The 25306-nt window shown below is 76.4% G+C and carries 25 protein-coding genes; 8 read left to right on the top strand and 17 right to left on the bottom strand.

Features of this window, described 5'->3' with window-relative positions; genetic code table 11:
• Positions 1–10: 10 nt before the first annotated feature.
• Positions 11–1801, bottom strand: a complete 1791-nt coding sequence (locus tag ACI8AC_RS07095) for a sigma-54-dependent Fis family transcriptional regulator (protein WP_456896570.1) — start codon at positions 1799–1801, stop codon at positions 11–13.
• A gap of 174 nt (positions 1802–1975) precedes the next feature.
• Between ACI8AC_RS07095 and ACI8AC_RS07090 the strand changes: the two genes are divergently transcribed.
• The 3 genes from ACI8AC_RS07090 (at position 1976) to ACI8AC_RS07080 (ending at position 5951) form a co-directional block, all read left to right on the top strand.
• Complete coding sequence (locus ACI8AC_RS07090; protein ID WP_456896568.1) at positions 1976–3613, top strand: flavin-containing monooxygenase; 1638 nt, start codon at positions 1976–1978, stop codon at positions 3611–3613.
• A gap of 74 nt (positions 3614–3687) precedes the next feature.
• Positions 3688–4887 (top strand): serine hydrolase domain-containing protein, encoded by a 1200-nt coding sequence (locus ACI8AC_RS07085; RefSeq protein WP_456896566.1) that lies wholly within the window; start codon positions 3688–3690, stop codon positions 4885–4887.
• Positions 4884–5951, top strand: coding sequence for an NAD(P)-dependent alcohol dehydrogenase (locus tag ACI8AC_RS07080; RefSeq protein ID WP_456896564.1), 1068 nt, complete (start codon positions 4884–4886; stop codon positions 5949–5951). The genes ACI8AC_RS07085 and ACI8AC_RS07080 overlap by 4 nt, the downstream gene beginning before the upstream one ends.
• A 54-nt stretch (positions 5952–6005) precedes the next feature.
• Here ACI8AC_RS07080 and ACI8AC_RS07075 read toward each other — a convergent pair whose 3' ends face one another.
• The 7 genes from ACI8AC_RS07075 to ACI8AC_RS07045 all read right to left on the bottom strand — a co-directional run bounded on the left by ACI8AC_RS07075 (position 6006) and on the right by ACI8AC_RS07045 (position 12063).
• Positions 6006–6344: a cytidine deaminase gene (locus ACI8AC_RS07075; protein WP_456896562.1), complete on the bottom strand. Its 339-nt coding sequence runs from the start codon at positions 6342–6344 to the stop codon at positions 6006–6008.
• Between the two features lie 6 nt (positions 6345–6350).
• Positions 6351–7691, bottom strand: a complete 1341-nt coding sequence (locus ACI8AC_RS07070; protein ID WP_456896560.1) for a hemolysin family protein — start codon at positions 7689–7691, stop codon at positions 6351–6353.
• Entirely contained in the window at positions 7688–8191 is a 504-nt protein-coding gene (gene ybeY, locus ACI8AC_RS07065) for an rRNA maturation RNase YbeY (protein ID WP_456896558.1), read from the bottom strand. The genes ACI8AC_RS07070 and ybeY overlap by 4 nt, the downstream gene beginning before the upstream one ends.
• A gap of 5 nt (positions 8192–8196) precedes the next feature.
• Positions 8197–9210 carry a PhoH family protein gene (locus ACI8AC_RS07060; RefSeq protein WP_456896556.1) on the bottom strand — a complete coding sequence of 338 codons (1014 nt, stop codon included), beginning with the start codon at positions 9208–9210 and terminating at the stop codon, positions 8197–8199.
• A 218-nt stretch (positions 9211–9428) separates the two neighbouring features.
• The gene (locus ACI8AC_RS07055) at positions 9429–10247 is read right to left on the bottom strand and encodes an enoyl-CoA hydratase/isomerase family protein (protein ID WP_456896554.1); all 819 of its coding nucleotides are present in this window, start codon (positions 10245–10247) and stop codon (positions 9429–9431) included.
• A gap of 17 nt (positions 10248–10264) precedes the next feature.
• Positions 10265–10933: a response regulator gene (locus tag ACI8AC_RS07050; RefSeq protein WP_456896552.1), complete on the bottom strand. Its 669-nt coding sequence runs from the start codon at positions 10931–10933 to the stop codon at positions 10265–10267.
• Complete coding sequence (locus tag ACI8AC_RS07045) at positions 10930–12063, bottom strand: sensor histidine kinase (RefSeq protein ID WP_456896550.1); 1134 nt, start codon at positions 12061–12063, stop codon at positions 10930–10932. Before ACI8AC_RS07045 ends, ACI8AC_RS07050 begins: the two co-directional genes overlap by 4 nt.
• Before the next feature lie 211 nt (positions 12064–12274).
• Between ACI8AC_RS07045 and ACI8AC_RS07040 the strand changes: the two genes are divergently transcribed.
• On the top strand, positions 12275–12970 hold the full coding sequence (locus tag ACI8AC_RS07040) for a hypothetical protein (RefSeq protein WP_456896549.1): 696 nt from the start codon (positions 12275–12277) through the stop codon (positions 12968–12970).
• A gap of 22 nt (positions 12971–12992) precedes the next feature.
• Here the strand turns inward: ACI8AC_RS07040 and ACI8AC_RS07035 are convergent, their stop codons facing one another.
• Entirely contained in the window at positions 12993–13349 is a 357-nt protein-coding gene (locus ACI8AC_RS07035) for a histidine triad nucleotide-binding protein (protein WP_456896547.1), read from the bottom strand.
• Positions 13350–13560: 211 nt separating this feature from the next.
• Between ACI8AC_RS07035 and ACI8AC_RS07030 the strand changes: the two genes are divergently transcribed.
• Genes ACI8AC_RS07030 through ACI8AC_RS07020 form a run of 3 tightly spaced genes read left to right on the top strand, consistent with a single transcriptional unit; the run spans position 13561 to position 16918 of the window.
• Positions 13561–14556 carry a putative selenate ABC transporter substrate-binding protein gene (locus ACI8AC_RS07030; RefSeq protein ID WP_456896545.1) on the top strand — a complete coding sequence of 332 codons (996 nt, stop codon included), beginning with the start codon at positions 13561–13563 and terminating at the stop codon, positions 14554–14556.
• A 29-nt stretch (positions 14557–14585) separates the two neighbouring features.
• A complete protein-coding gene (locus ACI8AC_RS07025) occupies positions 14586–15299 on the top strand; it encodes a phosphonate ABC transporter ATP-binding protein (protein WP_456896543.1) in 714 nt (237 codons plus the stop codon).
• Complete coding sequence (locus ACI8AC_RS07020; RefSeq protein WP_456896542.1) at positions 15296–16918, top strand: PhnE/PtxC family ABC transporter permease; 1623 nt, start codon at positions 15296–15298, stop codon at positions 16916–16918. Before ACI8AC_RS07025 ends, ACI8AC_RS07020 begins: the two co-directional genes overlap by 4 nt.
• Before the next feature lie 165 nt (positions 16919–17083).
• Here ACI8AC_RS07020 and ACI8AC_RS07015 read toward each other — a convergent pair whose 3' ends face one another.
• From ACI8AC_RS07015 to hrcA, 3 genes are read right to left on the bottom strand one after another with little or no spacing between them, the layout of a single operon-like run.
• Positions 17084–17839: a 16S rRNA (uracil(1498)-N(3))-methyltransferase gene (locus ACI8AC_RS07015; protein WP_456896540.1), complete on the bottom strand. Its 756-nt coding sequence runs from the start codon at positions 17837–17839 to the stop codon at positions 17084–17086.
• Between the two features lie 5 nt (positions 17840–17844).
• On the bottom strand, positions 17845–18981 hold the full coding sequence (gene dnaJ / locus ACI8AC_RS07010; RefSeq protein ID WP_456896538.1) for a molecular chaperone DnaJ: 1137 nt from the start codon (positions 18979–18981) through the stop codon (positions 17845–17847).
• Between the two features lie 15 nt (positions 18982–18996).
• Positions 18997–20019 (bottom strand): heat-inducible transcriptional repressor HrcA, encoded by a 1023-nt coding sequence (gene hrcA, locus ACI8AC_RS07005; RefSeq protein ID WP_456896536.1) that lies wholly within the window; start codon positions 20017–20019, stop codon positions 18997–18999.
• A gap of 250 nt (positions 20020–20269) precedes the next feature.
• Between hrcA and ACI8AC_RS07000 the strand changes: the two genes are divergently transcribed.
• Positions 20270–20590, top strand: a complete 321-nt coding sequence (locus tag ACI8AC_RS07000; protein ID WP_456896765.1) for a type II toxin-antitoxin system VapB family antitoxin — start codon at positions 20270–20272, stop codon at positions 20588–20590.
• Positions 20591–20708: 118 nt separating this feature from the next.
• Here ACI8AC_RS07000 and ACI8AC_RS06995 read toward each other — a convergent pair whose 3' ends face one another.
• From ACI8AC_RS06995 to ACI8AC_RS06975, 5 genes are all read right to left on the bottom strand, one after another.
• Positions 20709–21314, bottom strand: coding sequence for a response regulator transcription factor (locus ACI8AC_RS06995; protein ID WP_456896534.1), 606 nt, complete (start codon positions 21312–21314; stop codon positions 20709–20711).
• Positions 21311–22414, bottom strand: coding sequence for a sensor histidine kinase (locus tag ACI8AC_RS06990; RefSeq protein WP_456896532.1), 1104 nt, complete (start codon positions 22412–22414; stop codon positions 21311–21313). Before ACI8AC_RS06990 ends, ACI8AC_RS06995 begins: the two co-directional genes overlap by 4 nt.
• 20 nt (positions 22415–22434) lie before the next feature.
• The gene (locus ACI8AC_RS06985; protein ID WP_456896530.1) at positions 22435–23181 is read right to left on the bottom strand and encodes an ABC transporter permease; all 747 of its coding nucleotides are present in this window, start codon (positions 23179–23181) and stop codon (positions 22435–22437) included.
• Positions 23178–24095: an ATP-binding cassette domain-containing protein gene (locus tag ACI8AC_RS06980; protein ID WP_456896528.1), complete on the bottom strand. Its 918-nt coding sequence runs from the start codon at positions 24093–24095 to the stop codon at positions 23178–23180. Before ACI8AC_RS06980 ends, ACI8AC_RS06985 begins: the two co-directional genes overlap by 4 nt.
• A gap of 84 nt (positions 24096–24179) precedes the next feature.
• Positions 24180–25208: a beta-carotene 15,15'-dioxygenase, Brp/Blh family gene (locus ACI8AC_RS06975; protein WP_456896527.1), complete on the bottom strand. Its 1029-nt coding sequence runs from the start codon at positions 25206–25208 to the stop codon at positions 24180–24182.
• Between the last annotated feature and the right edge of the window lie 98 nt (positions 25209–25306).

Below are 25306 nucleotides of genomic sequence, written 5' to 3'. Positions count from 1 at the left end.
GGGTGCGGTCTCAGACCTCGGTGATCGCGTAGGCCCGGATCTTGCGGTAGAGCGAGCTGCGGGCCACGCCGAGCGCCGCCGCGGCGTGCACCCGGTTGCCGGCGTGCTCGTGCAGCGCCGCGACGATCGCGTCGCGCTCGGCCGTCTCGATCGGCGTCAGGGGGCGGCTGCCGGCCGTGCGGCACCAGGCCGGCAGGTCCTCCGGTCCGATCTCCCCCACCGGGCGGCGGCGCAGCGCGTCCGCCAGCGCCTCCCGGAGCTGGGGGAGGTTGCCCGGCCACCCGTACCGGGCGACCAGCCGGGCCGCCCCGGCCGAGAGCCGGACCCGCCGGTCCGGGGCGAGGTCGGCCAGCAGCCGGGCGGTCAGCCGCGGGAGGTCGTCGACGCGGTAGCGCAGCGGGGCCACGGTCACGGCCTGCTCGAAGCAGCCCAGCACCGACTCCAGCGGCCCCCCGGCCGCCAGGCCGGCCGCGTCGGCGGTCCCCGCGACCAGCCAGGTGCGGCGGTCCAGGCCGCCGACGAGCTCCCGCACCCGTGCGGCCCCCGAGCCGTCGAGGCGGTCCAGGGAGGCGAGCAACAGGAGGGCCGGCGCGGGCCCGGCCGGTGGACCGGGCGGGCCGGGGACGGGGGCGCCGGCGTCCACCGCCACCACCGGCGCGGCCGGGTGCACGCGCGCGAACAGCTCGGTCACCAGGGTCCGCCGCCCGGTCCCCGGCTCGCCCAGCACCAGGACCGGCTCCCGGCGCTCGACGGCGGCGGCGACCTCGGCGGCGGCCCGGGCCCAGGCCGGCGAGACGGGGGGCGCCGTACCGGCCCGGTCGGCGCGCGCCCGGGGCGCCGGGCGCGGCCGGTCCCCCGCACCCCGCGGCACCGGCACCGCGGGCCGGTCGGCCTCCTCGTCGAGCAGCAGGACCAGGCCGGCGACGTCGTCGCCCACGAGCACGCGGGTGGCCCGCAGCCGCACGCGGCGCCCGGAGTCCAGGACCAGCGTGTCGGTGGCGCGGTCCCGCCGGGCCATGAGGGCCAGCGCGTGCTGGTGGACGGCGAACTGCTCGGCGGGGCCGAACAGCTGCTGCGCCCGCCGGTTGACGACCAGTGAGTCGCCCACGGCCATGACCGCCTGCCGCGGCCGGGAGTCCGCCCGCGCGAAGGCCTCGAACAGGGCCTGCCGGGCCTGGCCCCGGTCGCGCAGCAGGGCGCGGCCGATGTCGGCGGCCGCCCGGCGGACCACCGTGGACATCAGGGGCGTCCAGTCCTCGGCCAGCGAGCTGACGTCGAGCACGCCCTCGACCCGGCCGGTCACCGGGTCGACGACCGGCGCCCCGGTGCAGGCGAACCGCACCAGCGCCTCGGTGAAGTGCTCGGCGCCGACGACGCTCACCGGCGCCCCCGCCTCGAACACCGTGCCGATGCCGTTGGTCCCCACCCCGCCCTCGGCGAAGCTGAACCCGGCGAGGAAGTCCACGCGGTCCAGCGGGCGGCCCACCGCGGTGGAGCAGTCCAGCCGGTGCACGATCCGCGCCCGGGCGTCGGACAGCGCGATCGCCACCGGCACGTCGACCATCTCGCCGGCCATCCGCTCGATGACCGGCCGGGCGCAGCGCACCAGCCGCGAGTCGAGGTCGACGTCCTCGTGGTAGGTGATGCCGTACCGGTCGGCGTCCACCCCGGCCGACCGGCTGCGCAGCCAGGACGCCGCGACCAGCGTCCGGACCCCCGCCGCCGAGCGGCCCCCGTCCTCCAGGAAGGCCGCCCGGGCCGCCGCCGTCGCCGGCAACCGCTCCTCGTGGGTCCCCGGCACGGCCACCTCCCAGCGCTCACCGGAACCACACCACACCCGCCGGTCCGGGAGGTGTCCCGGAATGGGACATCCCGCCGGTCCGCGAGGTGTCCCGGAATGGGACACCCCGCCGCCGCGGAGCACCGGTGCACTCGGTTTCGCCATTGTGGCGCGGAACACACGGGAGGGACAGACATGACGGTCGACACGGCACCGGACGCGACCGGCGCCCGGGCCACCCGCGAGCTCGACGCCCTGGTGATCGGGGCCGGCGTGGCCGGGCTCTACCAGCTGCACCAGCTGCGCGAACGGGGGCTGCGGGTCCGCGTGTACGACGCGGCCGACGACGTCGGCGGCACCTGGTACTGGAACCGCTACCCCGGGGCGCGGTTCGACTCCGAGGCCTACATCTACCAGTACCTGTTCTCGCAGGAGCTGTACGAGGGGTGGAGCTGGGAGCACCGCTTCCCGGGCCAGCCGGAGATCGAGCGCTGGATGCGCTACGTCACCGACCGGCTGGACCTGCGCCGCGACATCGAGTTCTCCACCACGGTCACCAGCGCGCACTTCGACGAGGAGCGGGAACGCTGGACGGTGCGCACCGACCGGGGCGAGACGATCGACACCCAGTTCCTCGTCACCTGCGCCGGCATGCTCTCCGCGCCGCTCGAGGACGTCTTCCCGGGGCAGGACACCTTCCGGGGCGCGATCGTGCACACCTCGCGGTGGCCCAGGGAGGGCGTGGACCTGGCCGGCAAGCGGGTCGGCGTGGTCGGGATCGGGGCGACCGGCATCCAGGTGATCCAGACGATCGCCGACGAGGTGGGGCACCTGACCGTCTTCGCCCGCACCCCGCAGTACGTGCTGCCGATGAAGAACCCGGCCTACGGGCCGGAGGACGTCGCCGCCTACAAGGCCCGCTTCCCCGAGCTGCGCGACACGTTGCCGCGCACCTTCACCGGCTTCGAGTACGACTTCGAGGTGGCGTGGGCCGACCTCACGCCGGAGCAGCGGCTGGAGCGGCTCGAGGAGATCCACGACAACGGGTCGCTGAAGCTGTGGCTGGCCTCGTTCGCGGAGATGTTCTTCGACCCCGAGGTCAGCGAGCAGGTCTCGGAGTTCGTCCGGGAGAAGATGCGCGCCCGGCTGAAGGACCAGCACCTGATCGACGTGCTCGTGCCCACCGACTACGGCTTCGGCACCCACCGGGTCCCGCTCGAGACGAACTACCTCGAGGTCTACCAACGGGAGAACGTGGAGCTGGTCGGCGTCCGGGACAACCCCATCGAGCGCGTCCTGCCCGAGGGGCTGCAGCTGGCCGACGGCACCGTGCACGAGCTGGACGTCATCATCCTGGCCACCGGGTTCGACGCCGGCACCGGCGCGCTCACGCGCATCGACATCCGGGGCCGGGGCGGGCGGTCGCTGACCGAGGAGTGGGGCCGGGACATCCGCACCACCATGGGGCTGGCCAAGCACGGCTACCCGAACCTGCTGACCACCGCCGTCCCCCTCGCCCCGTCGGCCGCGCTGTGCAACATGACCACCTGCCTGCAGCAGCAGACCGAGTGGATCACCGACCTGGTGGCGCACGTCCGGGAGCGCGGCGGCTCGGTGGTCGAGCCGACCCGGGAGGCCGAGGACGCCTGGGTGGCCCACCACGACGAGACGGCCGCGGCGAACCTCATCTCCCGGACGACGTCCTGGTACGTGGGCTCCAACGTGCCGGGCAAGCCGCGCCGCGTCCTGTCCTACACCGGCGGCGTCGGCACCTACCGCGACAAGTGCGCCGAGGTGGCCGCCGGCGGCTACCCGGGTTTCGAGATCCGCTGACAACCCCGGCGCGCCGGAGCAGGATCCGCGGTGCCGGGCCCCGGCGCGCCGCACCCCCCGCTGAGAGGACGACGATGACCACCCAGCTCACCCGCACCTTCGCCCAGGACGCCGACGCGATCCTCGACGCCACCGTCCACGCGCAGGCCCCCGTCGCCGGGGTCGTCGCGATGGTCACCGACCGCGACGGCAACGTCTACGAGGGGGCCGCCGGGGCCCGCCGGCTCGACGGCGACCAGCCGATGACGACCGACACCGTCTTCGCGCTGTTCTCCACCACCAAGGCGGTCACCGCGACCGCCGCGCTGCAGCTGGTCGAGGACGGCCGCCTGGACCTCGACGCACCGGCCAAGCAGTACGCGCCCGGCATCGGCGAACTGCAGGTGCTCGACGGCTTCGACGCCGACGGATCCCCGCGGCTGCGGGCACCGAAGCGGGACATCACCACCCGCATGCTGCTGACCCACACCGCGGGCTTCGGTTACGACTTCTTCAACGAGCACTACCTGCGGATGGCCACCGAGCACGGCCAGGTCAGCGTCATCACCGCCAGCCGCAGCTGCCTGCAGACCCCGCTGCTGTTCGAGCCGGGCGAGAGGTGGGAGTACGGCTCGAACATCGACTGGGTCGGGCAGGTGGTGGAGGGCGTCGCCGGCAAGCGGCTCGGTGAGGTGTTCGCCGAGCGCATCTTCGCCCCGCTCGGCATCACCGACACGACCTTCGAGCTCGACGACCGGCTGCGGGAACGGCGGGCCACCATGCACGCCCGGAACGAGGACGGGTCGCTCACCCCGATGGACGACTTCGAGCTCACCTCGACGCCCGAGGTGCACATGGGCGGCCACGGCCTCTACGGGACCGTCGGCGACTACATGCGCTTCATCCGCATGTGGCTCGACGACGGACAGGGCGAGCACGGCCGGGTGCTCGCCGCGGAGACGGTCCGCATGGCCGTGCAGAACCACCTCGGCGACCTCGAGGTGACGGCGCTGCCCGGGGTGATCCCGTCCCTGTCCAACGACGCGGAGTTCTTCCCCGGCATCCGCAAGTCCTGGTCGCTGCCGTTCATGACCAACGAGGAGACGGCGCCCACCGGCCGGCCGGCCGGGGCGCTGGGCTGGGCCGGGCTGGCCAACCTCTTCTACTGGATCGACCGCGACAACGGCTTCGGCGGCTTCTGGGCCACCCAGGTCCTGCCGTTCGGCGACCCGACCTCGTTCGGCGGCTACCTGGACTTCGAGTCGGCGTTCTACCGCTCGCTGGACGCCTCGTGACCGGGACGATGCAGGCCTTCGTCATCGCTGCCGTGGGGAGGACCGCGGTGGTCGAGAAGCCGATCCCGCGGCCCGGGCCCGAGGAGGCGGTGGTGCGCACGACCGCAGCGCTCGTGTGCACCTCCGACGTCCACACGGTCAAGGGCGCCCTGCCGGTCGAGGACGGCCGGACGCTCGGTCACGAGTCCGTCGGGGTGGTGCACGAGCTCGGGTCGGCGGTGCAGGGGTTCGAGGAGGGCCAGCGGGTCGCCGTGAACGCGGTGACCCCCTGCTTCCGGTGCAGCTACTGCCAGCGGGGCTTCCCCAGCCAGTGCGGCGGGGCACTGGGTGGTTACCGGTACACGGCGCAGATGGACGGGACGATGGCGGAGTACTTCGTCGTCCCGGCGGCGGCTGCCAACCTCACACCCATCCCCGACGAGGTCGCCGACGAGCAGGCCGTCTACACCTGCGACATGCTCAGCACCGGCTTCATGGGCGTCGAGCACGCCGCCTTGCAGTTCGGGGAGACGGTGGCGATCTTCGCCCAGGGCCCGGTGGGGCTGTCGGCCACCATGGGCGCCCGCCTGATGGGTGCCGGCCAGATCATCGCCGTCGAGTCCCGGCCGGAGCGCCAGGAGCTGGCCCGGCGGTTCGGCGCCGACGCGGTCGTCGACCACACGGTGGGCGATCCGGTGGAGCAGGTGATGGAACGCACCGGGGGGGCCGGCGTCGACGCGGCCATCGAGGCGTTCGGATTCCCGCAGACGTTCGAGGCGTGCGTGCGGGTGACCAAGGCGGGCGGGCGCGTGTCCAACATCGGGTACCACGGGGAGGACCCGTCACCGCTGCAGCTGCCGCTGGACGCCTTCGGGCTCGGCATGAACGACAAGTCGATCCACACCGGGCTCTGCCCCGGGGGCAGCGAGCGGATGACCCGGCTGCTGCGGCTGCTGCACAACGGCCGGATCGACCCGACGCCGATGACCACGCACCGCTTCGGCTTCGACGACATCGAGCGGGCCTTCGACATGATGACGACCAAGGACGACGGCATCATCAAGCCGCTGATCACCTTCGGCTGAGCGGGGTCGCCCGACCGTCGCCCGCCGGGGGCGCCGGCCAGGCGATCGACCGGGTCAGGCGGTGGCGCGGACGGCGCCGTCCGGCCCGGCCAGGAACACCGGGGCGGACGGCGTCAGGTCGTGGACGGCGGCCAACCCGGCCTCCTCCACCGCGTCGGCGGCCGACACGACCGCGGCGGCCTCCAGCGCGGTGACCCCGCTGGAGACGGCGGCGGCGACCGCGGCCTGCAGCGCCGAGAGCCGCAGCGAGGGCAGCTCCACGGAGGCGGCGAGGTAGGTGCGGCCGTCGGTGTCGCGGACGCAGGCCCCCTCCGGTGCCCCCGTGCGCCCACGTGCCGAGCGGGCGAGGGTGACGAGCTTGGCGTCCTCGGGCTGCAGGTCCTGCGTGCTCACGGGGGGTCAGCCTGTCACGTCGGCGGGGTCCTCCACGCGGGTGGCCCCCTGCGGCCCGCCGTCCTCCGCCGCCGCGGGGTCGGGCACCCGGCAGACGAGGATGGTGTCGATCCGGTTGCGCCGGCCCCCCGTGCTCTCGGCGACCAGCCGCAGGCCGGCGACCTCGGCGGCCGACCCCTCGATCGGCACCAGCCCCAGCTCGCGGGCCAGCAGCCCGCCCACGGTCTCCACGTCGTCGTCGCGGGGCAGCTCGACGTCGAAGATCCCGGCGAGGTCCTCCACCGGCAACCGGGCGGTGATCCGGACCGCGCCGTCCTCGAGGTGCTCGACCGCCGGGCGCGCCACGGTGTCGTGCTCGTCGGCGATCTCGCCGACGATCTCCTCGAGGATGTCCTCGATCGTGACCAGGCCGGCGAAGCCGCCGTACTCGTCGACCACGATCGCGATGTGGATGCGCTGGGCCTGCATGTCGCGCAGCAGCTCGTCGACCGGCTTGGACTCGGGGACGAACGTCGGCGGGCGCATCAGCTCCTCGACCCGCGGGCCGCGGCCGTCGCCCGAGTTCTGCGAGCGGCGGACGAGGTCCTTGAGGTAGACCACGCCGACCACGTCGTCGACGTTCTCCCCGATGACGGGGATGCGGCTGAACCCGCTGCGCAGGGCCAGTGCGAGGGCCTGCCGCACGGTCTTGGTGCGCTCGATCCACACCACGTCGGTGCGCGGGACCATCACCTCGCGGGCGATGGTGTCGCCCAGCTCGAACACCGAGTGGATCATGTTGCGCTCGCCGGACTCGACGACGCCGCGGGCCTCGGCCATGTCGACCAGCTCGCGCAGCTCGACCTCGGAGGAGAACGGGCCGTCCCGGAACCCCCGGCCCGGGGTGATCGCGTTGCCGACCAGGATGAGCAGCGTGGAGACCGGGCCCAGGACCCGGCCGAGCAGCCGCACGGCGCCGGCGGCGCGCAGGGCCGTGGCGTAGGCGTGCTGGCGGCCGAGCGTCCGCGGCCCGACGCCGACCAGCACGTAGCTGACCACGGTCATGACGCCGGCGGCGGTGAGCACGGTCTGCCAGCCGCCGCCCCAGAGCCGGTAGAGGACGACGGCGGCCAGGACCGCGGCCACCATCTCGCAGGCGATGCGCAGCAGGAGCAGCAGCGCGACGTGCCGGGCCCGCTCGACCACCACGTCGGCCAGCACCCCGGCCCGCTTCACGCCGTCGCGGCGCAGCTCGTCGACCCGGGCCACGGAGACCCGCTGGAGCGCGGCCTCCACGGCCCCGACCAGGCCGGCGACGGGGATGAGGCAGACGGCGACCACCGCGAGGGTGATCTCGCCGGAGGTCATCGGCCCGCCGGCCCCCGCTCGACGGGCGCGCCGGTCATCGGTTCCCGCGGGCTGGCGCGCCAGCCGACCAGCAGCTCGTTCTGCAGGCCGAACATCTCCTTCTCCTCCTCGGGCTCCATGTGGTCGTAGCCGAGGATGTGCAGGACGCCGTGCGTGGCGAGCAGCAGCAGCTCGTCGTCCATCGAGTGGCCGGCGGCCCGCGCCTGCCGGATCGCCACCGACGGGCAGAGGACGACGTCCCCGAGCAGCGCCGGGCCGGGGTCCGGCTCGTCGGGCCGGCCGGTGTCGAGCTCGTCCATGGGGAAGGCGAGGACGTCGGTGGGCCCCTTCTCCCCCATCCACCGCTCGTGCAGCGTGCTCATGTAGTCGGGGTCGACGCACAGCACGGCCAGCTCGGCCATGGGGTTGACGCCCAGCTGGCCGAGCACGTAGGTGCAGACCGCGGCGATCGCGGACTCGTCTACGGCGATCTCGGACTCGTTGGCCACCTCGACCGGCACGGCGCTCAGCTCCCCTGCCGGCGCGGCCGGGCGCCGCGCACCGGGCCCGGCGCGGGGGCCGGGCCCTGCTGGCGGCCGGCGTCCCAGCGCTCGTAGGCGTCCACGATGTCGCCGACCAGCCGGTGCCGGACGACGTCGGAGCTGCTCAGGTTGGCGAAGTGCACGTCCTCGACGCCGTCGAGGATCTCCCGGACGATCTTCAGCCCGCTCTGCGCGCCGCCGGGCAGGTCGACCTGGGTGACGTCACCGGTGACCACGATCTTCGAGCCGAACCCGAGCCGGGTGAGGAACATCTTCATCTGTTCCGCGGTGGTGTTCTGGGCTTCGTCGAGGATGACGAATGCATCATTGAGCGTTCTGCCACGCATGTATGCCAACGGCGCTACTTCAATGGTCCCCGATTGCATCAACCGGGGGATCGACTCCGGGTCGACCATGTCGTGCAGCGCGTCGTAGAGCGGCCGCAGGTAGGGGTCGATCTTCTCCGACAGCGAGCCGGGCAGGTAGCCCAGCCGCTCGCCCGCCTCGACCGCCGGCCGGGTGAGGATGATCCGGTTGACCTGCTTGGTCTGCAGTGCCTGGACCGCCTTGGCCATGGCCAGGTAGGTCTTCCCGGTCCCGGCCGGGCCGATGCCGAAGACGATGGTGTGCGCGTCGATGGCGTCGACGTAGCGCTTCTGGTTCAGCGTCTTGGGCCGGATCGTGCGGCCGCGGCGGCTGATGATGTCCAGCGACAGCACGTCGGCCGGGCGCTCGGAGCCCCCGGCCTTCAGCATGGCGATCACCCGGCGCACGGAGTCCGGCCGCAGCTGCTGCCCGGTGCCGATGAGCGCGATCAGCTCGTCGAACACCCGGACGGCGAAGGCATTGTCGGCCGGCTGGCCGGTGATCGCGATCTCGTTGCCGCGGACGTGCACGTCGGCGGTCAGCTCGGTCTCGACCAGCCGGAGCAGCTCGTCGCCCGAGCCGAGCAGGGCGACCATGGGGACGGCGTCCGGGACGGTGATGGTGGTCCGCACGGCGGCCGGGGTGCCCCCGGTGCCGGTACCGGACGGGGCGGGCGCGCCGAGGTGGCCGTCCGCCGCGGCAGCCTGTGCCGAGGCCTCACGCGACGTGGGGGCCCCGGGCACGGGGACGTTCGGGGAGGAGTCGGGCAAGAACCCTCGACCCTGCCTTCCTGCGGGAGGGGGTGCGGACGACCCCGATGCTACCCGCGGCGGACCCCCCGAACCGCCGCTCAGCGGCCGGTGTGGGTCGCCTTCCCCGGCCCCTCGGCGAGGAAGGAGCGCACGGCGCCGCGCAGGTCCGCGGTGGCGAACAGCGCGCCGGAGACCTCGGGCACCAGCTCGTCGGCGGCCCGCGCCCCCTGGCGGACGGCGGTGGTGACCAGCCGCTTGGTGGCCGCGTGCGCCACCGTCGGCCCGGCGGCGACCTGCCGGGCGTAGCCGCGGGCGGCCTCGGCGAAGCCGTCGTCGGGGAGCACCCGGTTGACGACGTCCCACCGCTCCAGGACGGCGGCGGGGTACCGCTCGCCGGTGAACACCAGCTCCTTGGCCCGCGCCGGGCCGGCGCGCTCGGCCAGCCGCTGCGGCCCGCCCATCGAGGGGGTCAGCCCGACGACGACCTCCACCAGGCCGAAGGAGGCCCGCTCGGCGGCGAGGAGGATGTCGCAGGCCAGCGCCAGCTCGAAGGCGGCGGTGAGGGTGAGCCCGTGCGCGGCGAAGACGGTGGGCACCGGGAGGTCCTCGACGGTCTGGGCGACCCGCAGCAACCGCCGCCACAGCTCGGCCCCCCGCTCGGTGGGCTCCGGGCCCTCGGCGATGTCGGCGAACAGGTGCACGTCCACCCCGCCGGAGACGACCTTGCCGCGCGCCTCGACCAGCACCGCGCGGGCCCGGTCGGTGCGGGCCGGGTCGGTGAGCCCGACCAGGTCGTGGACGACCCGGTCCAGGGCGGCGAGCACCGCCTCGTCGAAGAGGTTCAGCGGCGGGTGGTCGAGGACGACGACGGCGACGTCGCCGTCCCGCTCGATGCGCACGGGTGCGTTGTCGGTCACCCCCCGAGCCTGGCAGGTCAGGCGCCGGGCGCGGACAGCGGGACCAGGCCGCTGCGGAAGGCGAAGGCGACGGCCTGGACGCGGTCGCGCAGGCCCAGCTTGGTGAGCGTGCGCGACAGGTAGGTCTTCACCGTCGCCTCGCCCAGGTACAGGCGGGCCGCGATCTCGGCGTTGGACAGCCCGTCGGCCACCAGGCGGAGGACCTCGGTCTCCCGGGTGGTCAGCGTGGCCAGCGCGGCGGCCGCCCGCGGGTCCGGGGCGGGGGCTGCGGCCGAGGACCGGATGACCCGCAGCGTCACCGCCGGGTCGAGCAGCCCGTTGCCGGCGGCCACGGTGCGGACGGCGTGCAGCAGCTGTTCCGGCGGCGCCGTCTTCAGCAGGAAGCCGCTCACCCCGGCGCGCAGCGCCTCGGCCAGGGAGGCGTCCTCGTCGAACGTGGTGAGGACGACGACGGCGACGTCCGGGCCCGCGGCGAGCACCCGCCGGGCGGCCTCGAGCCCGTCGCAGCGCGGCATCCGGACGTCCATGAGGACAACGTCGGGCCGGGTGCGGGCCACCACGTCCACGGCCTCCAGCCCGTCGGCCGCCTCCCCGACGACCTCCAGGTCGGGCTGGAAGTCGACCAGCATCCGCAGACCGGCCCGCACCATCTCCTGGTCGTCGGCCAGCACCACCCGGACGGTCACCGCGCCCCCTGCAGCGGGAAGCGCGCCTGCAGGCGGAACCCACCCCCGGGCCGCGGTCCGGCGTCGACCGACCCGCCGAGGACGGCGACCCGCTCCCGGATGCCGAGCAGCCCGTGCCCTCCCGGTCCCGGGGACCCCGCGACCGGGCCGGCCCCGTGGTCCTCCACGCAGAGCACCAGCGCCGCCGGTCCGTGGTGGACCGAGACCGCGGTGGGCACCGGGCCCGCGTGCCGAAGCACGTTGGACAGCGCCTCCTGCAGGACGCGGAAGGCCGACACCTCGACCGCCTGCGGGAGGTCCCCGGGGTCGCCGTGCACCGCGAGCTCGACCGGGAGGCCCGCGGCCCGGACCTCCTCGACCAGCTCGGGCACCCGCGCCAGCGACGGCGGTGCCGCCACGCCCTGCTCCTCGCGGAGCAGCCCGACCAGCCCGCGCAGCTCGTCGACCGCCTCGCGGCCGATGCGCTCGACGCCGGCCAGGACGGGGGCCGCGCGGTCGGCGGGGTCGAGGGTGGTCCGCAGGGCCCCGACCTGCAGCACCATGACGCTCACCGAGTGGGCGACCGAGTCGTGCACGTCGCGGGCGATGCGGGCCCGCTCCGCGGCGACCGCGGTGGCCTCGGCGACCTCGCGCTCGGCGTCGAGCCGCGCGGCCAGCCGGCCCAACCGCTCGGCCCGCTCCCGGGACCGCCGGGTGAGCAGGCCCACCGCCCACGCCGCCCACAGCAGGAGGGAGAAGAACAGGTTCTCCCAGGCCTGGCCGGGCGGGGCCCAGAGCAGGATGCCCGCGGTGGCCAGGGCCTGGTCGGCGGCCGGGGCCGGCCACGAGCGGCGGGGCGGCTCCTGGCTGCCGGCCCACCCGGTGGACAGCAGCAGCGCGAACAGCTGTGCGCCGTTGGGCCCGTCGAGCCCGAGTGCCGCGCCGGCGGGGAAGGTCAGCCCGACGACCACCGCGGCACCCACCGGCGTCCACGGGGCGAGCGCCCCGGCGACCGCGACCAGGGCCAGGACGGCGGCGGTGGCCGACACCCCCGGGCTGCGGGCGTCGAGCACGAACTCCGCGACGCCCACCAGCAGGACCACCGCGGCACCGCCCCAGGGGACGGCGACGGTGCGCAGGAACGCGGGCACGGAGGGCCTCCCGGGCGGGTGAGCGGCGACGGCCCGCCGAGCGTAGGGACGCCGGGGGCCGCCGCGGGTCCACCGCGCGGGGGACACCGCGGCGCCGGACCGTCCCCCCGGGAGGGGACGCAGGTCGAGCCCGCGGAAGGCAGTGGCGGACCCGCCCGGCTCCCTACCGTCCTCGCCGTCCGAACCAGACCCGCCCAGGAAGGCACCCACCGTGAGCACCGTCGCCCCGCCCGCCCCGACCGTCGCGCCCCCCGTCGGGGCCGCCAACCCCGCGCCGCGGGTCCTGACCCGCCTCGCCGGAGGCGCGCTCCCGCTCGGCGCCGCCGCCTTCGTCGCGGGTGTCCTCACCAGCCCGCTCGCCGACGGGGACGGCCGCGCCGCCTACCTGCGGTCGCTGGGCCGCGACCCGTGGCTGACCGAGCTGTCGGCGGTCCTGCTCCACCACGGGAACCTGCTGCTCGGCGTCGGTGCGCTGGCCCTGCCGCTCCTGGTGCGCGGCCGGCGGGGCTGGCTGCCGGCGCTGCTCGGGGCGCTGCTGAGTGCGCTGGGCCTGCTGAGCACGTCCGGCGCGCTGATGACCGACTGGTACCACATGGAGCTGGCCCGGGCCCTGCCCGTCGAGCAGGCGGTGGCCATCTCCGAGCGCGTCACCTCGGCCCCGCTCCAGCAGCTGTGCTTCGGCCTCGACCCGCTGCTGGCGCTGGGACTGCCGCTGGTCGTCCTCGGCCTGTGCCGGGCCGGTGTGCTCGGCTGGTGGGCGCTGGGCGCCGTGGTCACCGGGACGCTGCTGCTGCCGTTCTCCCCGGCGCAGGGCAACCTCGTCCCGGCCGTGGCCTTCGCGGTCATGCAGCTGCCGCTCGCCGTGGCAGGGGTCCGGCTCGTGGCCCGGACCTGCCGGGTCGGCTGACGCCGGCCGGCCGCCGGGCTCCTCAGCCGGGCGGCCAGCCGAGGTCCCGGCCGCCGAGCAGGTGCAGGTGCACGTGGTGCACCGTCTGCCCGGCGGCCGGGCCGGTGTTGGTGACCAGGCGGTAGCCGGGCTCGACGCCGTCCTCGGTCGCCAGGCCCTCCTGCACGGCCACCTGCCGCGCCGCCCGGACCACGGCGCCGAGCAGGTCGGGGTCGTCGGAGGCCAGCGCCGCGACGGTGGCGTGGTGGGCCTTCGGGATCACCAGCACGTGCGTCGGCGCCTGCGGGTTGATGTCCCGGAAGGCCAGCGTCCGGTCGGTCTCGTGCACCACGGTGGCCGGCACGTCACCGGCGACCATGCGGCAGAAGAGGCAGTCCACGGGGGCGACCCTAGAAGGGCCACCCCTCCCCCCACACCTCGCACGCCCGGCGCGGGCCCCCGAGGGATGGCCGCCCCTCCCCCCACACCCCGCACGCCCGGCGCCTGCCTCCGAGGCGTGGCCGCCCGCGGCCCGGTACAGGATGGGGACACCCGTTCCCTTCTCCCCGGAGGTGTCCCGTGCCCGCCCTCTCCCCCCGCACGAGGACGTAGTGCTCGCCCGTCGCGCCGCCCGGTCGGGTGGCCCCGGTGCCCCGTCCCCCCTCCCCCCGCTCTCCCGCCGCACGCTCCTCGGCGGCGCCGGCCTCGCCCTCGCCGCCGCGCTCACCGGCTGCGGCCGGTCGTCCCCCGTCTCCGGGTCGGCCGCCGGCACCTCCGGCGGGTCGGGCCCGCTGCGCATCGGCGCCATCCCCGACCAGGACCCCGAGGTCCTCCAGCGGCTCCACGGCACGGTCGCCGACTCGATGTCCGCCGCGCTCGACGTCGACGTCGAGTACCGCCCGGTGACCGACTACGCCGCCTCCGTCTCCCTCTTCCGCACCGGCGACCTCGACCTCGTCTGGTTCGGCGGGCTCACCGGCGTGCAGGCCCGGCTGCAGACCCCGGGCGCCCGGCCGATCGCCCAGCGGGACATCGACGAGCGGTTCACCTCCGTGTTCGTCGTCAACGTCGGCACCGGGCTCGCCCCGTCGGAGGACCTCGCCCCGTCGGAGGACCTCGCCCCGCTGGCCCCGCTGCGCTTCACCTACGGCAGCGAGACGTCGACCTCGGGGCGGCTGATGCCGGCGTACTTCCTCCAGGAGGCCGGCGTCGACCCGCAGGGCTTCCCCGCGGGCCCGGGCTTCTCCGGCTCGCACGACGCGACCCTGGAGCTCGTGGCGTCCGGCAGCTACCAGGCCGGGGCCCTGAACAGCCAGGTCTGGCGGGCGCGGTGGGAGGCCGGCGAGGTCGCGCCGTCGGTCGTGCGGTACACCGAGACCCCGCCGTACCACGACTACCACTGGCTGCTCGGCCCGCAGGCCGCGGGGCGGCTCGGCGTCGACGACCTCGCCGACCGGCTGCTCGGCTACTTCACCGGGCTGTCGGCCGACGACCCGGCGGACGCCGAGGTGCTGGAGCTGTTCGGCGCCGGGTCGTTCATCCCCACCGAGGCCTCGAACTACGACCGGATCGAGGCGGTCGGCCGCGACCTGGGGCTGGTCAGCTGACCGCCGTCCTGCGGCTGTCGGGGATCGAGGTGCGCTTCGGCGCGACGACCGCGCTGGCCCGCGTCGACCTGACCGTCGGCCCCGGCGAGCGGGTCGCCGTGGTCGGCGCCTCGGGGGCCGGCAAGTCGACGCTGCTGGGCGTGGTCAACGGGTCGGTGCCCCCGACCGCCGGCGCGGTGGAGGTGCTCGGCGCCGATCCGGGGACGCTGGCCGGCCGCGACCTGCGCCGGCTGCGTGCGCGGGTGGGCACCGTGCACCAGCACCTGGAGCTGGTCGGGCAGCTCCGGGTCGTGCACAACGTCAACGCCGGCCGGCTGGGGGCGTGGTCGCCGGCGCGGGCGGCCTGGTCGCTGCTGCGGCCGCAGGGGGTGCCCGACGTGCTCGCGGCGCTGGACCGGGTGGGCCTGGCCGACCGCGCGTTCGAGCGCACCGAGCGGCTCTCCGGCGGGCAGCGGCAGCGGGTGGCCATCGCCCGGCTGCTCGTGCAGCGACCCGAGCTGGTGCTCGCCGACGAGCCGGCGTCCGCGCTGGACCCGCGGCTGGCCGACCGGGCGCTGACCCTGCTCGGCGAGCCGGCCACCGGCCGCGGCGGCGCGCTGCTGGCCTGCCTGCACGACCCCGGCCTGGCGCTGCGGCACTGCGACCGGGTGGTCGGCCTGGCCGACGGGCGGGTGGTGCTCGACGCGCCCGCGGCCCGCCTGTCCGCCGCCGACCTCGCCGACTTCTACGGGGCGCCGACGTGAGTGCGGTGCTCGACCGGGCCGCGGCGCCGGCGCGCCCGCGGCTGCACCGGGACCGCAGGCGCTGGGCCTGGGGGCTGGGCGGGGCGGCGCTGCTGCTGTGGTCGCTGGCCGGCGCGGGCGTGTTCACCGGCGAGGTGCTGAACACCGCGGGGCTGGACCGGTTCGGCCGGTTCGCGGCCGCGGCCCTCTCCCCCTCCCTCGACGGCGCGTTCCTCGGCGTCCTGGCGCAGGCGGCGCTGGTCACCGTCGCCTTCGCGGCAGCCGGCACCGCGCTGGCGCTGGTCCTCGGGGCGGTGGGCGCCGTCCTCGTCTCCCGCAGCACCTGGGGACGGCGCCGGCTCGGCTGGCTGCTCGCGCGCGGCGCGCTGTCGGTTCCGCGCGGGCTGCACGAGGCCGTGTGGGGGCTGCTGCTGGTGGCCGTCCTCGGCCTGGACCCCTGGGTCGGGGTGCTGGCGATCGGCCTGCCCTACGGGGCGGTCACCGGGAAGGTGTTCGCCGACCTGGTCGACGAGGTCCCCCGCGGCGGGTACGATGCGCTGCTCGCCGCGGGCGCGGGCCGGGTGCCGGCCGCTCTCTACGGCCTGCTGCCGCCGGCGGCCGGGAGCCTGCTCTCCTACGCCTTCTACCGGCTGGAGTGCGCCGTCCGCTCGGCCGTGGTGCTGGGGCTCATCGGCGCCGGCGGGCTCGGCTACGAGCTGGCGCTGTCGTTCCGGTCGCTGCGCTGGGAGGAGGTGTGGAGCGCCGTCTACGCGCTGGCGCTGCTGTGCCTGGTCGCCGACGTCGCCGGCCGCGAGGTGCGCCGGCGGCTGGCCGCGCCCCGCTCGCCCGGCGACCGGCCGGCCCGCGACGGGGTCCTGACCGCGGCCGTGCTGGCCTCGGGAGGGCTGGTGGCGTGGTCGTGGTGGTACCTGGCGCTCACCCCCGCGACGCTGCTGTCGGAGCGGACCGGCGCCCAGCTGGCCTGGGTCGGGGCCGCGGCCTGGCCGCCGGCCACCGACGCCGGCCTGCTCGCCTCCGTCGGCCGGCTGGCGGTGGAGACGGTGCAGACGTCCGTCGTCGCCGTCGCCGTGGCCACCCTCGGCGCGGTCCTGGTGGCCGGGGTGGCCGCGCGCCCGCCCGGCCCCCTGCCGGCTGGGCGGCGGCTGGCCGGCTCCCTGGTACGCCTCGGCCTGCTCCTGCTGCGGGCGGTGCCACCGCCGGTGTGGGCGCTGGTGCTGCTGTTCGTGCTCCTGCCCGGCGTGCTGCCCGGGGCCCTGGCGCTCGGGGTCCACGCGCTGGGGGTCCTGGGCCGGCTGGCGGCCGAGGCGACCGAGGAGCTCGACCCGCGGCCGCGGGCGGCGCTGACCGCGCTGGGCGCCCGGCCGGCCGGCGCGTGGCTCTACGGGGTGCTGCCCCGGGCGGCCGGGCCCGTGCTGGCCTACGCGCTCTACCGCTGGGAGGTGGTGGTGCGGGACACGGTGCTGGTCGGGCTGCTGAGCGCCGGCGGTCTGGGCGCGCTGCTGGCCTCGGAGATGGCGACCTTCGACTGGCCGGCGGTCACCACGGTGCTGGTGGCGGTCGTCGTCCTCACCCTGGCCGTGGACCTGGTGAGCGCCCGCGCCCGCCGCGCGCTGCGGTGATCGCCGTCCGCACCGCACGGGTGCCGACCTCACCACGCGCCGCGAAGTGGGCGTCCGCACGGTGTGCGACCCGTCCGGGCTCACTGTTGCCGGTCCTGGCTCACCACCGGTGCTGAGCCAGGACCGGCGACGATCAGGTCACCTGATCCCGGAGGGGCATCGCCGTCACCGCCAGCGGGTGCGGGCCGAGATCGCGGCCAGGGCGGCGGCGCCGGCGGTCGAGGTGCGCAGCACCTCGGGCCCCAGCCGCACGGGGTGGGCGCCCGCGGCGGCCAGGGCGACGACCTCGCCGTCGGTGAGCCCGCCCTCGGGGCCGACGACGACCGCCACGGTGCCCTCGGCGGGCAGGTCGACCCCGGCCATCGGGTGGCGGGCCTGCTCGTGCAGGACCAGCGCGAGGTCGACGTCGGCGAGCACCCCGCACACCTCGCGGATGGTCATCGGCCCGGTGATCTCCGGGACGCGCGGGCGGCGGGCCTGCTTGCTGGCGGCGCGGGCGGCCGAGCGCCACCGCGCCAGGCCCTTGTCGACGCGGTCCGCGCGCCAGCGGGTGACGCAGCGGGCCGCCGTCCAGGGCACCACGCGGTCGACGCCGAGCTCGGTGGCCAGCTCGACGGCCAGCGGGCCGCGGTCGCCCTTGGGCAGCGCCTGCACCAGGAGCAGCTCCAGCGCCGGCGGGGGCACCTCGTGGCGGGCGCTGACGCCCACCCGCAGGCCGGCCGGGCCGGCGGCGGTCACCTCGCCCTCGACGAGGGTGCCCCGGCCGTCGCCGACCCGGACCCGCTCGCCGGCCGTCAGCCGCAGGACGTCGACGGCGTGCCGCCCCTCGGTCCCGTCGACCAGGACCTCGGGGGTGTCGGGCAGCTCCTCGAGGAGGAACAGCGGCGCGCCGTCCAGCTCGGGGAGGGATCCGCCGGCCACGCCCGTCACTTGAACACGTCGCGGACGCGGGAGAACAGCCCGCCGTGCCCTTCCGGGGAGGCAGCGGCCGGGCGGTCCTCACCGCGCAGGGCGGCGAGCTCCCGCAGCAGCTTCTCCTGCTCGGCGTCCAGCCGGGTGGGGGTCTCCACCTCGACGTGGACCAGCAGGTTGCCCCGGCCGGTGGCCCGCAGCCGCGGCGCGCCCTTGGCCCGCAGCGTGAGCGTGCTGCCGGACTGGGTGCCGGGCCGGATGTCGACCTCCTCCTCCCCGTCGAGCGTCTCGAGGGTGAGGGTGGTGCCCAGCGCCGCGGAGGTCATGGGCAGCGTGACCCGGCAGTGCAGGTCCTCGCCGTCCCGGGTGAAGACCGGGTGCGGGCGCTCGGCGATCTCCACGTACAGGTCGCCGGCCGGGCCGCCGCCGGGGCCGACCTCGCCGTGGCCGGTCAGGCGGATGCGCATGCCGTCCTCGACGCCGGCGGGCACCTTGACCGGGATGGTGCGCCGGGCGCGGACCCGGCCGTCGCCCCCGCACTGCGGGCACGGCTCGGGGATGACCTGGCCGGTGCCGACGCAGGTCGGGCAGGTCCGCGAGGAGACGACCTGGCCCAGGAAGGAGCGCTGCACGCTCTGCACCTCGCCCCGGCCGGAGCAGGTGGTGCAGGTGGTGGGGTGCGTGCCGGGCGCGGTGCCGGCACCGGTGCAGGCGTCGCAGAGGACGGCGGTGTCGACGGTGATGTCCTTGGTGGCGCCGAAGACCGTCTCGTCGAGGTCGAGGTCGAGACGGATCAGCGCGTCGCCGCCGGCCCGGACCCTGCTGCGCGGGCCGCGGGCGGTGGCCGCGCCGCCGAAGAAGGCGTCCATGATGTCGCCGAGGCCGCCGAACCCGGCCCCGCCGAACGGGCTGCCCGCCCCTGCACCGGGCCCGTTGTCGAACGGGTCGCCGCCGAGGTCGACGATGCGCCGCTTCTCCGGGTCGGTCAGGGCCTGGTAGGCGCGGCTGACCTCCTGGAAGCGCTCCTTGGCGCCCGGGTCGGGGTTGACGTCCGGGTGCAGGTCGCGCGCCAGCCGCCGGTAGGCCTTCTTGATCTCGGCGTCGGTGGCCCCGCGGGACAGGCCCAGCACGCCGTAGTAGTCGGTTGCCATCGAGAAGTCTCAGCCTCAGCTCCCGGCCAGGATCTGGCCGACGTAGCGGGCCACGGCGCGCACCGCGGCCATGTTGCCCGGGTAGTCCATGCGGGTGGGACCGACGATGCCCAGTCCCCCGAGTGCCCGGTCCTCCGTGCCGTAACCCACGGAGACCACCGAGGCGCCCGTGAGGGCCTCGTGGGCGTTCTCCTCGCCGATGCGCACGAGGACCGCCCCGCCGGTGTCCACCTCCGAGATCAACCGCAGGACCACCACCTGTTCTTCCAACGCCTCCAGCAGCGGCCGCAGGCTGCCCGGGAAGTCGGTGAGCCCGCGCGCCAGGTTCGCCGTGCCGCCGATGACCAGCCGGTCCTCGCCCGGCTCGACGAGCGTCTCCACCAGCGCGGCGCTGACCGCGGCGACCAGCGGCCGCAGGTGCGGGGGTGCGGTGTCGAGAACGTCGGGGACCTTGCCCGCGGCGTCCGACAGCCTGGCCCCGGCGAAGGCGGTGTTCAGCAGGCTGCGCAGCTCGGCGACGTCGTCCCGGTCGAGGTCGGCCGCGCACTCGACCACGCGCTGCTCGACCCGCCCGGTGTCGGTGATGAGCACCAGCAGGAGGCGGGTGGTGGCCACCTGCACCACCTCGAGGTGGCGGACGGCGCTGCGCGAGAGGGTCGGGTACTGGACGACGGCCACCTGGTGGGTCAGCTGCGCGAGCAGGCGGACGGTGCGGCCGAGGACGTCGTGCAGGTCCAGCGCCCCGTCGAGGAAGCGCTCGATGGCCCGCCGCTCGGCCGCCGACAGCGGTTTCACCGCCGAGAGCCGGTCGACGAAGAGCCGGTAGCCCTTGTCGGTGGGCACCCGCCCGGCGCTCGTGTGGGGCTGGGTGATGTACCCCTGCTCCTCGAGCACGGCCATGTCGTTGCGGATGGTCGCCGGCGAGACCCCCAGGTCGTGCCGCTCGGCCAGCGCCTTGCTGCCCACCGGGTCGTTGGTCGAGACGAAGTCCTGGACGATGGCCCGCAGCACCTGCAGGCGGCGGTCCTCGTGCGCCACGGTGACACCTCCCCGTACCGGTCGACGCGTCGTACGGCACCCCGCGGCGGTCGGCTCCCGCCCGGCTCGCCTCCCGGCGACCGCCCGGCGAGCTGGCACTCGCACGGACAGAGTGCCAGGACAGCATACGTCCCCGGAGCCCGTCGGTCCCGCGGCTCGCGGCACCGGCCCGGGCCGGCCCGGGGGCGGCCGCTAGGGTTGGCCGCGGTCGCGCCAGCCCGGGCGAGCAGCAGGACGGAGGTCGGTCCCCCTGATCTTCAAAGCGGTCCGGGACGGCCGCCCGTACCCCGAGCACGGGCTGTCCACGAAGGACTGGGCGATGATCCCGCCGCGGCAGATCCGGCTGGACGCGCTGGTCACGACCAAGCGGGAGCTGGCGCTGGACACGCTGCTGGCCGACGACTCGACGTTCTACGGCGACCTGTTCCCGCACGCGGTGCAGTGGCAGGGCGACCTCTACCTGGAGGACGGCCTGCACCGCGCGCTGCGGGCGGCCCTGCAGCAGCGCAACGTGATCCACGTCCGCGTGCTCGACCTCGACGCCCTGATGCCCGCCGACCCCGTGCGCTGAAGCCCACGCGCCGGGCCCCGCCCGGCTCCGTGCAGGGGCCCGCCGCGGCTCCCGGCCCCGTCCGGGGCACCGCCCCGAGCCTGCGAGGGGTGGGGGGACGGGGTCCTTCCGGGGGCCGTCAGAGCCAGCCCTTCTCCTCGGCCACGCGCGCGGCCTCGACGCGGGTGCGCGCGCCGGTCTTGCCGATCGCCGAGGACAGGTAGTTGCGGACCGTCCCCTCGGAGAGGAACAGCCGGCGGGCGATGTCGGCGACGGTGGCGCCGTCCGCGGCCTCCCGCAGCACGTCGGCCTCCCGCGCCGACAGCGGGGTGGCGCCCAGGGCCAGCGCGGCGGCGGCGAGCTCCCGGTCGATGACCCGCTCCCCCGCCACGACCGCCCGGATCGCGCGGGCCAGCTCGGCGACGGGTGCGTCCTTGACCAGGAAGCCGGCCGCGCCGACCTCCATGGCCCGGCGCAGGAAGCCCGGCCGGCCGAAGGTGGTGAGGACGACGGCACGGCAGCCGGGCACCGCGGTCGCCAGCTCGCGGGCCGCCTCGATGCCGTCGCAGCCGGGCATCTCGATGTCCAGCAGCGCCACGTCGGGCCGGTGGGCGCGGGCGGCGTCGACGACCTCGTCGCCCCGGCCGACCTCGGCGACCACCTCGATGTCCTCCTCCAGGTCGAGGAGGGCGCGCAGCGCACCGCGCACCATCCCCTGGTCCTCGGCGACGAGCACGCGGATCACGGCGCGCCCACCCGGTCGGCGGCCGCCAGCGGGACCCGTGCGGCGAGCCGGAAGCCGCCGCCGGCCGCGGGGCCGTGCTGCAGCTCGCCGTCCAGCGCGGCCACCCGCTCGGCGAGCCCGGACAGCCCGGTGCCCGGCGTCCCGCCCGGACCCCGCCCGTCGTCGGTGACGGTCAGCATCGCCTCGCGGTCGCCGACCGCGACGTCGACGACGACGGTGCGGGCCCCGCTGTGCCGCAGCACGTTGGTGGTGGCCTCGCGCACCACCCAGCCCAGCACCGCGTCGACCGGGCCGGGCAGCACCGGCGGCGGGGACGGCGCCCGCAGCCCGATGCCCGCGGCCGAGAGGGCGGCGCGGGCCTCGGCCAGGGCGAGCGCGACGCCGACCTGCCGGTAGCCGCTGACCGCCTCGCGGACCTCGGCCAGCGCCCGCCGGGCGGCGGCCTCGACGTCGGCCATCTCGGTATGGGCCCGGGCGGGGTCCCGCTCGGCCAGCCGGCCGGCCAACTCGCTCTTGAGGGCGATCATCGACAGCGAGTGCCCGAGCAGGTCGTGCAGGTCCCGGGCGAAGCGCAGCCGCTCCTCGGCGACCGCGGAGCGGGCCAGCTCCTCCCGCGCCTCGACCAGCTCCGCGTTCACCGAGACCAGGTAGCGGGTGCCGCGCAGGGCGAACGCGGTGAGCAGGCAGATGACGGGGAGCACGAACATGTCGCCCAGCAACCCCTCGGACGCGATGACCCCCGCGCACACCGCGGCCGCCGCGGTCACCGCGGGCCAGACCCACCGCTCGGGCAGGGTGGCCGCCGCGGCGCCCGACACGTAGATCATCAGCCCGGACCAGGACGGGCCCATCCAGACGGCGAGCCCCACCCCGAGCACGGCCACGACCAGCAGCTCCCGCCAGCGCCGGACGGCCCGGCGCTCGAACACCCCGGTGAAGACGACCAAGTAGGCGGCGGTGAAGGCCAGCAGGCCGAGCGCGGCGAGGACCCGGACCGGGGTCGGCCGCGGCGTGCTCACCAGGTCGCTGATCGGGAAGACCTGGAAGAGCAGCCACGGCACGGCCCAGCCGAGCCGCTGCCGGCGGGTGCGCGGGTCCACGGCCACGGACGGTAGTCCGCTCAGCCCGCTACGGCGTGCAACGGGCGGCGCCGGGCCACCGCGGTGGCCAGCAGCCCGAAGGCGGCGGCGAAGCCGGCCAGGGCGAGCACGGTCAGCGGCGCGGGGGCGGCCCCGGCGGCCACGTCGCGGCCCATCTCGGCGTACCAGTACGAGGGGAGCGTCTGCGCCAGCGCGCGGAGGGCGTCGGGGAACAACTGCACCGGCACCCACAGCCCGCCCAGCGCGGCGAGGACGACGCCGAGGATGCCGGCCGCCCCGCCGGCGGCCTTCTCCTCGAGGGAGAACCCGACCAGCAGGCCGAGCGCGACGAAGACCGCCGACCCCAGCCACAGGACGGCGACCAGCGACACCCAGGTCCCCAGCGGCAGCACGACCCCGTTGACCAGCCGCCCGACGAGCGCCACGGCGACCAGGCTGGGCAGCGTCAGCAGCATCCCGACGAGGACGTCGACGCCGACCACCGCCGAGGTGTCCACCGGCGTGACCCGCAGCTGGCGCAGCCACCCGGAGGCGCGGTCGAAGGAGACGCGGATGGTCGCGCCGAGGGCGGCGCCCAGGGCCCCGTAGGCCATCATCGAGACCATCGAGGCGGTGGCGTAGGACCGGTACTCCGCCGCCGACCCGGCCTGGGCGCCGAGCACCTTGCTGAAGAAGACGGTGAACAGCGCCGGGAGCAGCACGGTGAAGAAGAGGAACTGCCGGTTGCGGCCGACGCGGCGCAGCTGGAAGGCGAGCAGGGTGCTCATCGGGTCGCTCCGATCGGGGCGCGGGCGGTGGTCAGGGAGACGACGGCGTCCTCGAGGCTGGCGCCGCGGACCTCGAGGTCGGCCAGCCGGGTGCCGCGGGAGAGCAGGGCCTGCAGGGTCGCCTCGACGTCGTCGGTGACGAGCCGGACGAGGTCGCCGGTCCGGTCGAGGGCGGTGACGCCCGGCAGGTCGTGCAGCGGGGCGCCGGGCGCGGCGGTGAAGGCCACGGTGCGGCCGCCGATGCCGGCCTTCACCTCGGCGGCCGAGCCGTCGGCCACGACCCGGCCACCGGCCACGACGACCACGCGGTCGGCGACGGCGTCGGCCTCGTCGAGGTGGTGGGTGGCGAAGACGACGGTCGTGCCGCGGTCGGCCAGCGAGCGCATCGTCGCCCAGAACGCGCGGCGGCCGGCGACGTCCATGGCCGAGGTGGGCTCGTCGAGCAGGAGCAGCGGCGGTTCCCCGGCCAGGGCGACGGCGAGCAGCACCCGCTGCCGCTGCCCGCCCGAGAGGGCCTCCACCGGCCGGTCGAGCAGGCCGTCGATGCCGGCCGTGGCGACCAGGTCCGCCAGCGGCCAGGCGATGGCCCGCCCGGCCCGCCCGAAGCTGCGGCGGACCAGCCCGAGCACCTCGCCGACCCGCGCCTCCCCGGGCAGCCCGCCGTGCTGCAGCATCGCGCCGACGCACCCGGCCCGGACCGCCGCGCGCGGGTCGCGGCCGAGCACGGTGATGCGGCCGGAGAAGGGCACCAGGCCGAGGACGGCGTTGACGACGGTCGACTTGCCGGCGCCGTTGGGCCCCAGCAGGGCCACGGTCTCGCCGCGGCGCAGCTGCAGGTCCAGGCCGTCGACGGCGACCGTGCCGCCGTAGCGGACGGTGAGGGACTCGAGGGAGAGGGCGGGTCCGGCGCTCATGCGACCAGCCTGTCGGCGCCGGCGTCCGCCCTGTAGTGCGGGACGTCGGGACCCGGACCTGACGGATGTCAGGCCCGGGCGCACTCAGCCCGCCGGCCGGCGTGCCGGGCCCGGGCGGGCCGCCCGCCGGTCGAGCGCCCAGACCACCGCGGCGTGGGGGAAGGTCAGCGCCAGCAGGACGCCGACCACCACCTCGAGGCCCACCGCGTCGCGCAGCGGCCACAGCGCGGCCACGGCGGCCAGCGCCGCCGCGGTGGGGACGGCGGAGGCCCGCGCCAGCCGGGCCGTGGCCGCGCGCCAGGTCCGGTCCCCGCCGGCGGCCCGGGCGAGGTCGAGCAGCCGGCCGGTGTGGCGGACGGCGTGCCACAGGCCGAACCACACGCCGAAGGCGGCCAGCGGCGGCGCCACCGCGAACACCGCGGAGATCAGGGCGAGCTCCGCGGCCTCGCCGGCCCGGTGCCGGAGCGCCAGCGCGGTGACGGCCGCGACGACGGTCACCGCGACCAGCACCAGCCCGGCCGCCCGGGAGGCCAGCGCCGCGTCGGCCACGGCGGGCGAGAGCAGGCGCAGCCACGGGTCCGTGGTGGCCGGGTCGCGCCAGAGGAGCAGGCCGACCACGGCCAGGCCGGCGGCGGCCGCGGGCAGCGCGTCGGTCGTCGGACCCGGGACGGGCCGGCCGGCCCGCTCGGCCCAGGCGACCACCTCGCCACGGCCGAAGTGCACCGCGGAGAGCACGAGCGCGGCGGCCAGCGCGGGGGCCGGCGCCAGCACCAGGGCCGCCGCGGCGGCGCCGGCGACGAGCCCGTAGGCCGCGGTGAGGGCGGCCGGCGCCCGGCGGGGGGCCCGCCGGGCGCCGGACCACCACCACGGCACCAGGTGGTCGGCCGCACCGTGCGGGATCCCGACGACGGCGCCGGCCACCGCGACCGGGACCGCCGCCGCCGCGGCCGCCCCGGGAGCGAGCACGCTGAGCGCGAGCAGCGCTCCCAGGGCGCCGACCGGGAGCCACGTGAGCAGCCGCAGCTGCCCGAGGGCCCGGGGGCACGGGGCCGCCGGCGTCCCGGCCGGGGGGACCGCCGCCCGGGGGGGGGCGGTCCCGCGTTCGACCGGCACCGGACCGGCCCCCCCCCCCCCCCCCCCCCCGGGCGGGCCCCGCCCCGTGTCCCTGGGGGGGCGGGGGGGGGCGGGATTAGGGTGGTGGCGCCACGTGG

The organism is Geodermatophilus sp. SYSU D00758 (assembly GCF_054049955.1).
The sequence above is the reverse complement of the archived record's forward strand: the minus strand, read 5'-3'. Positions and strand labels throughout refer to the sequence as shown.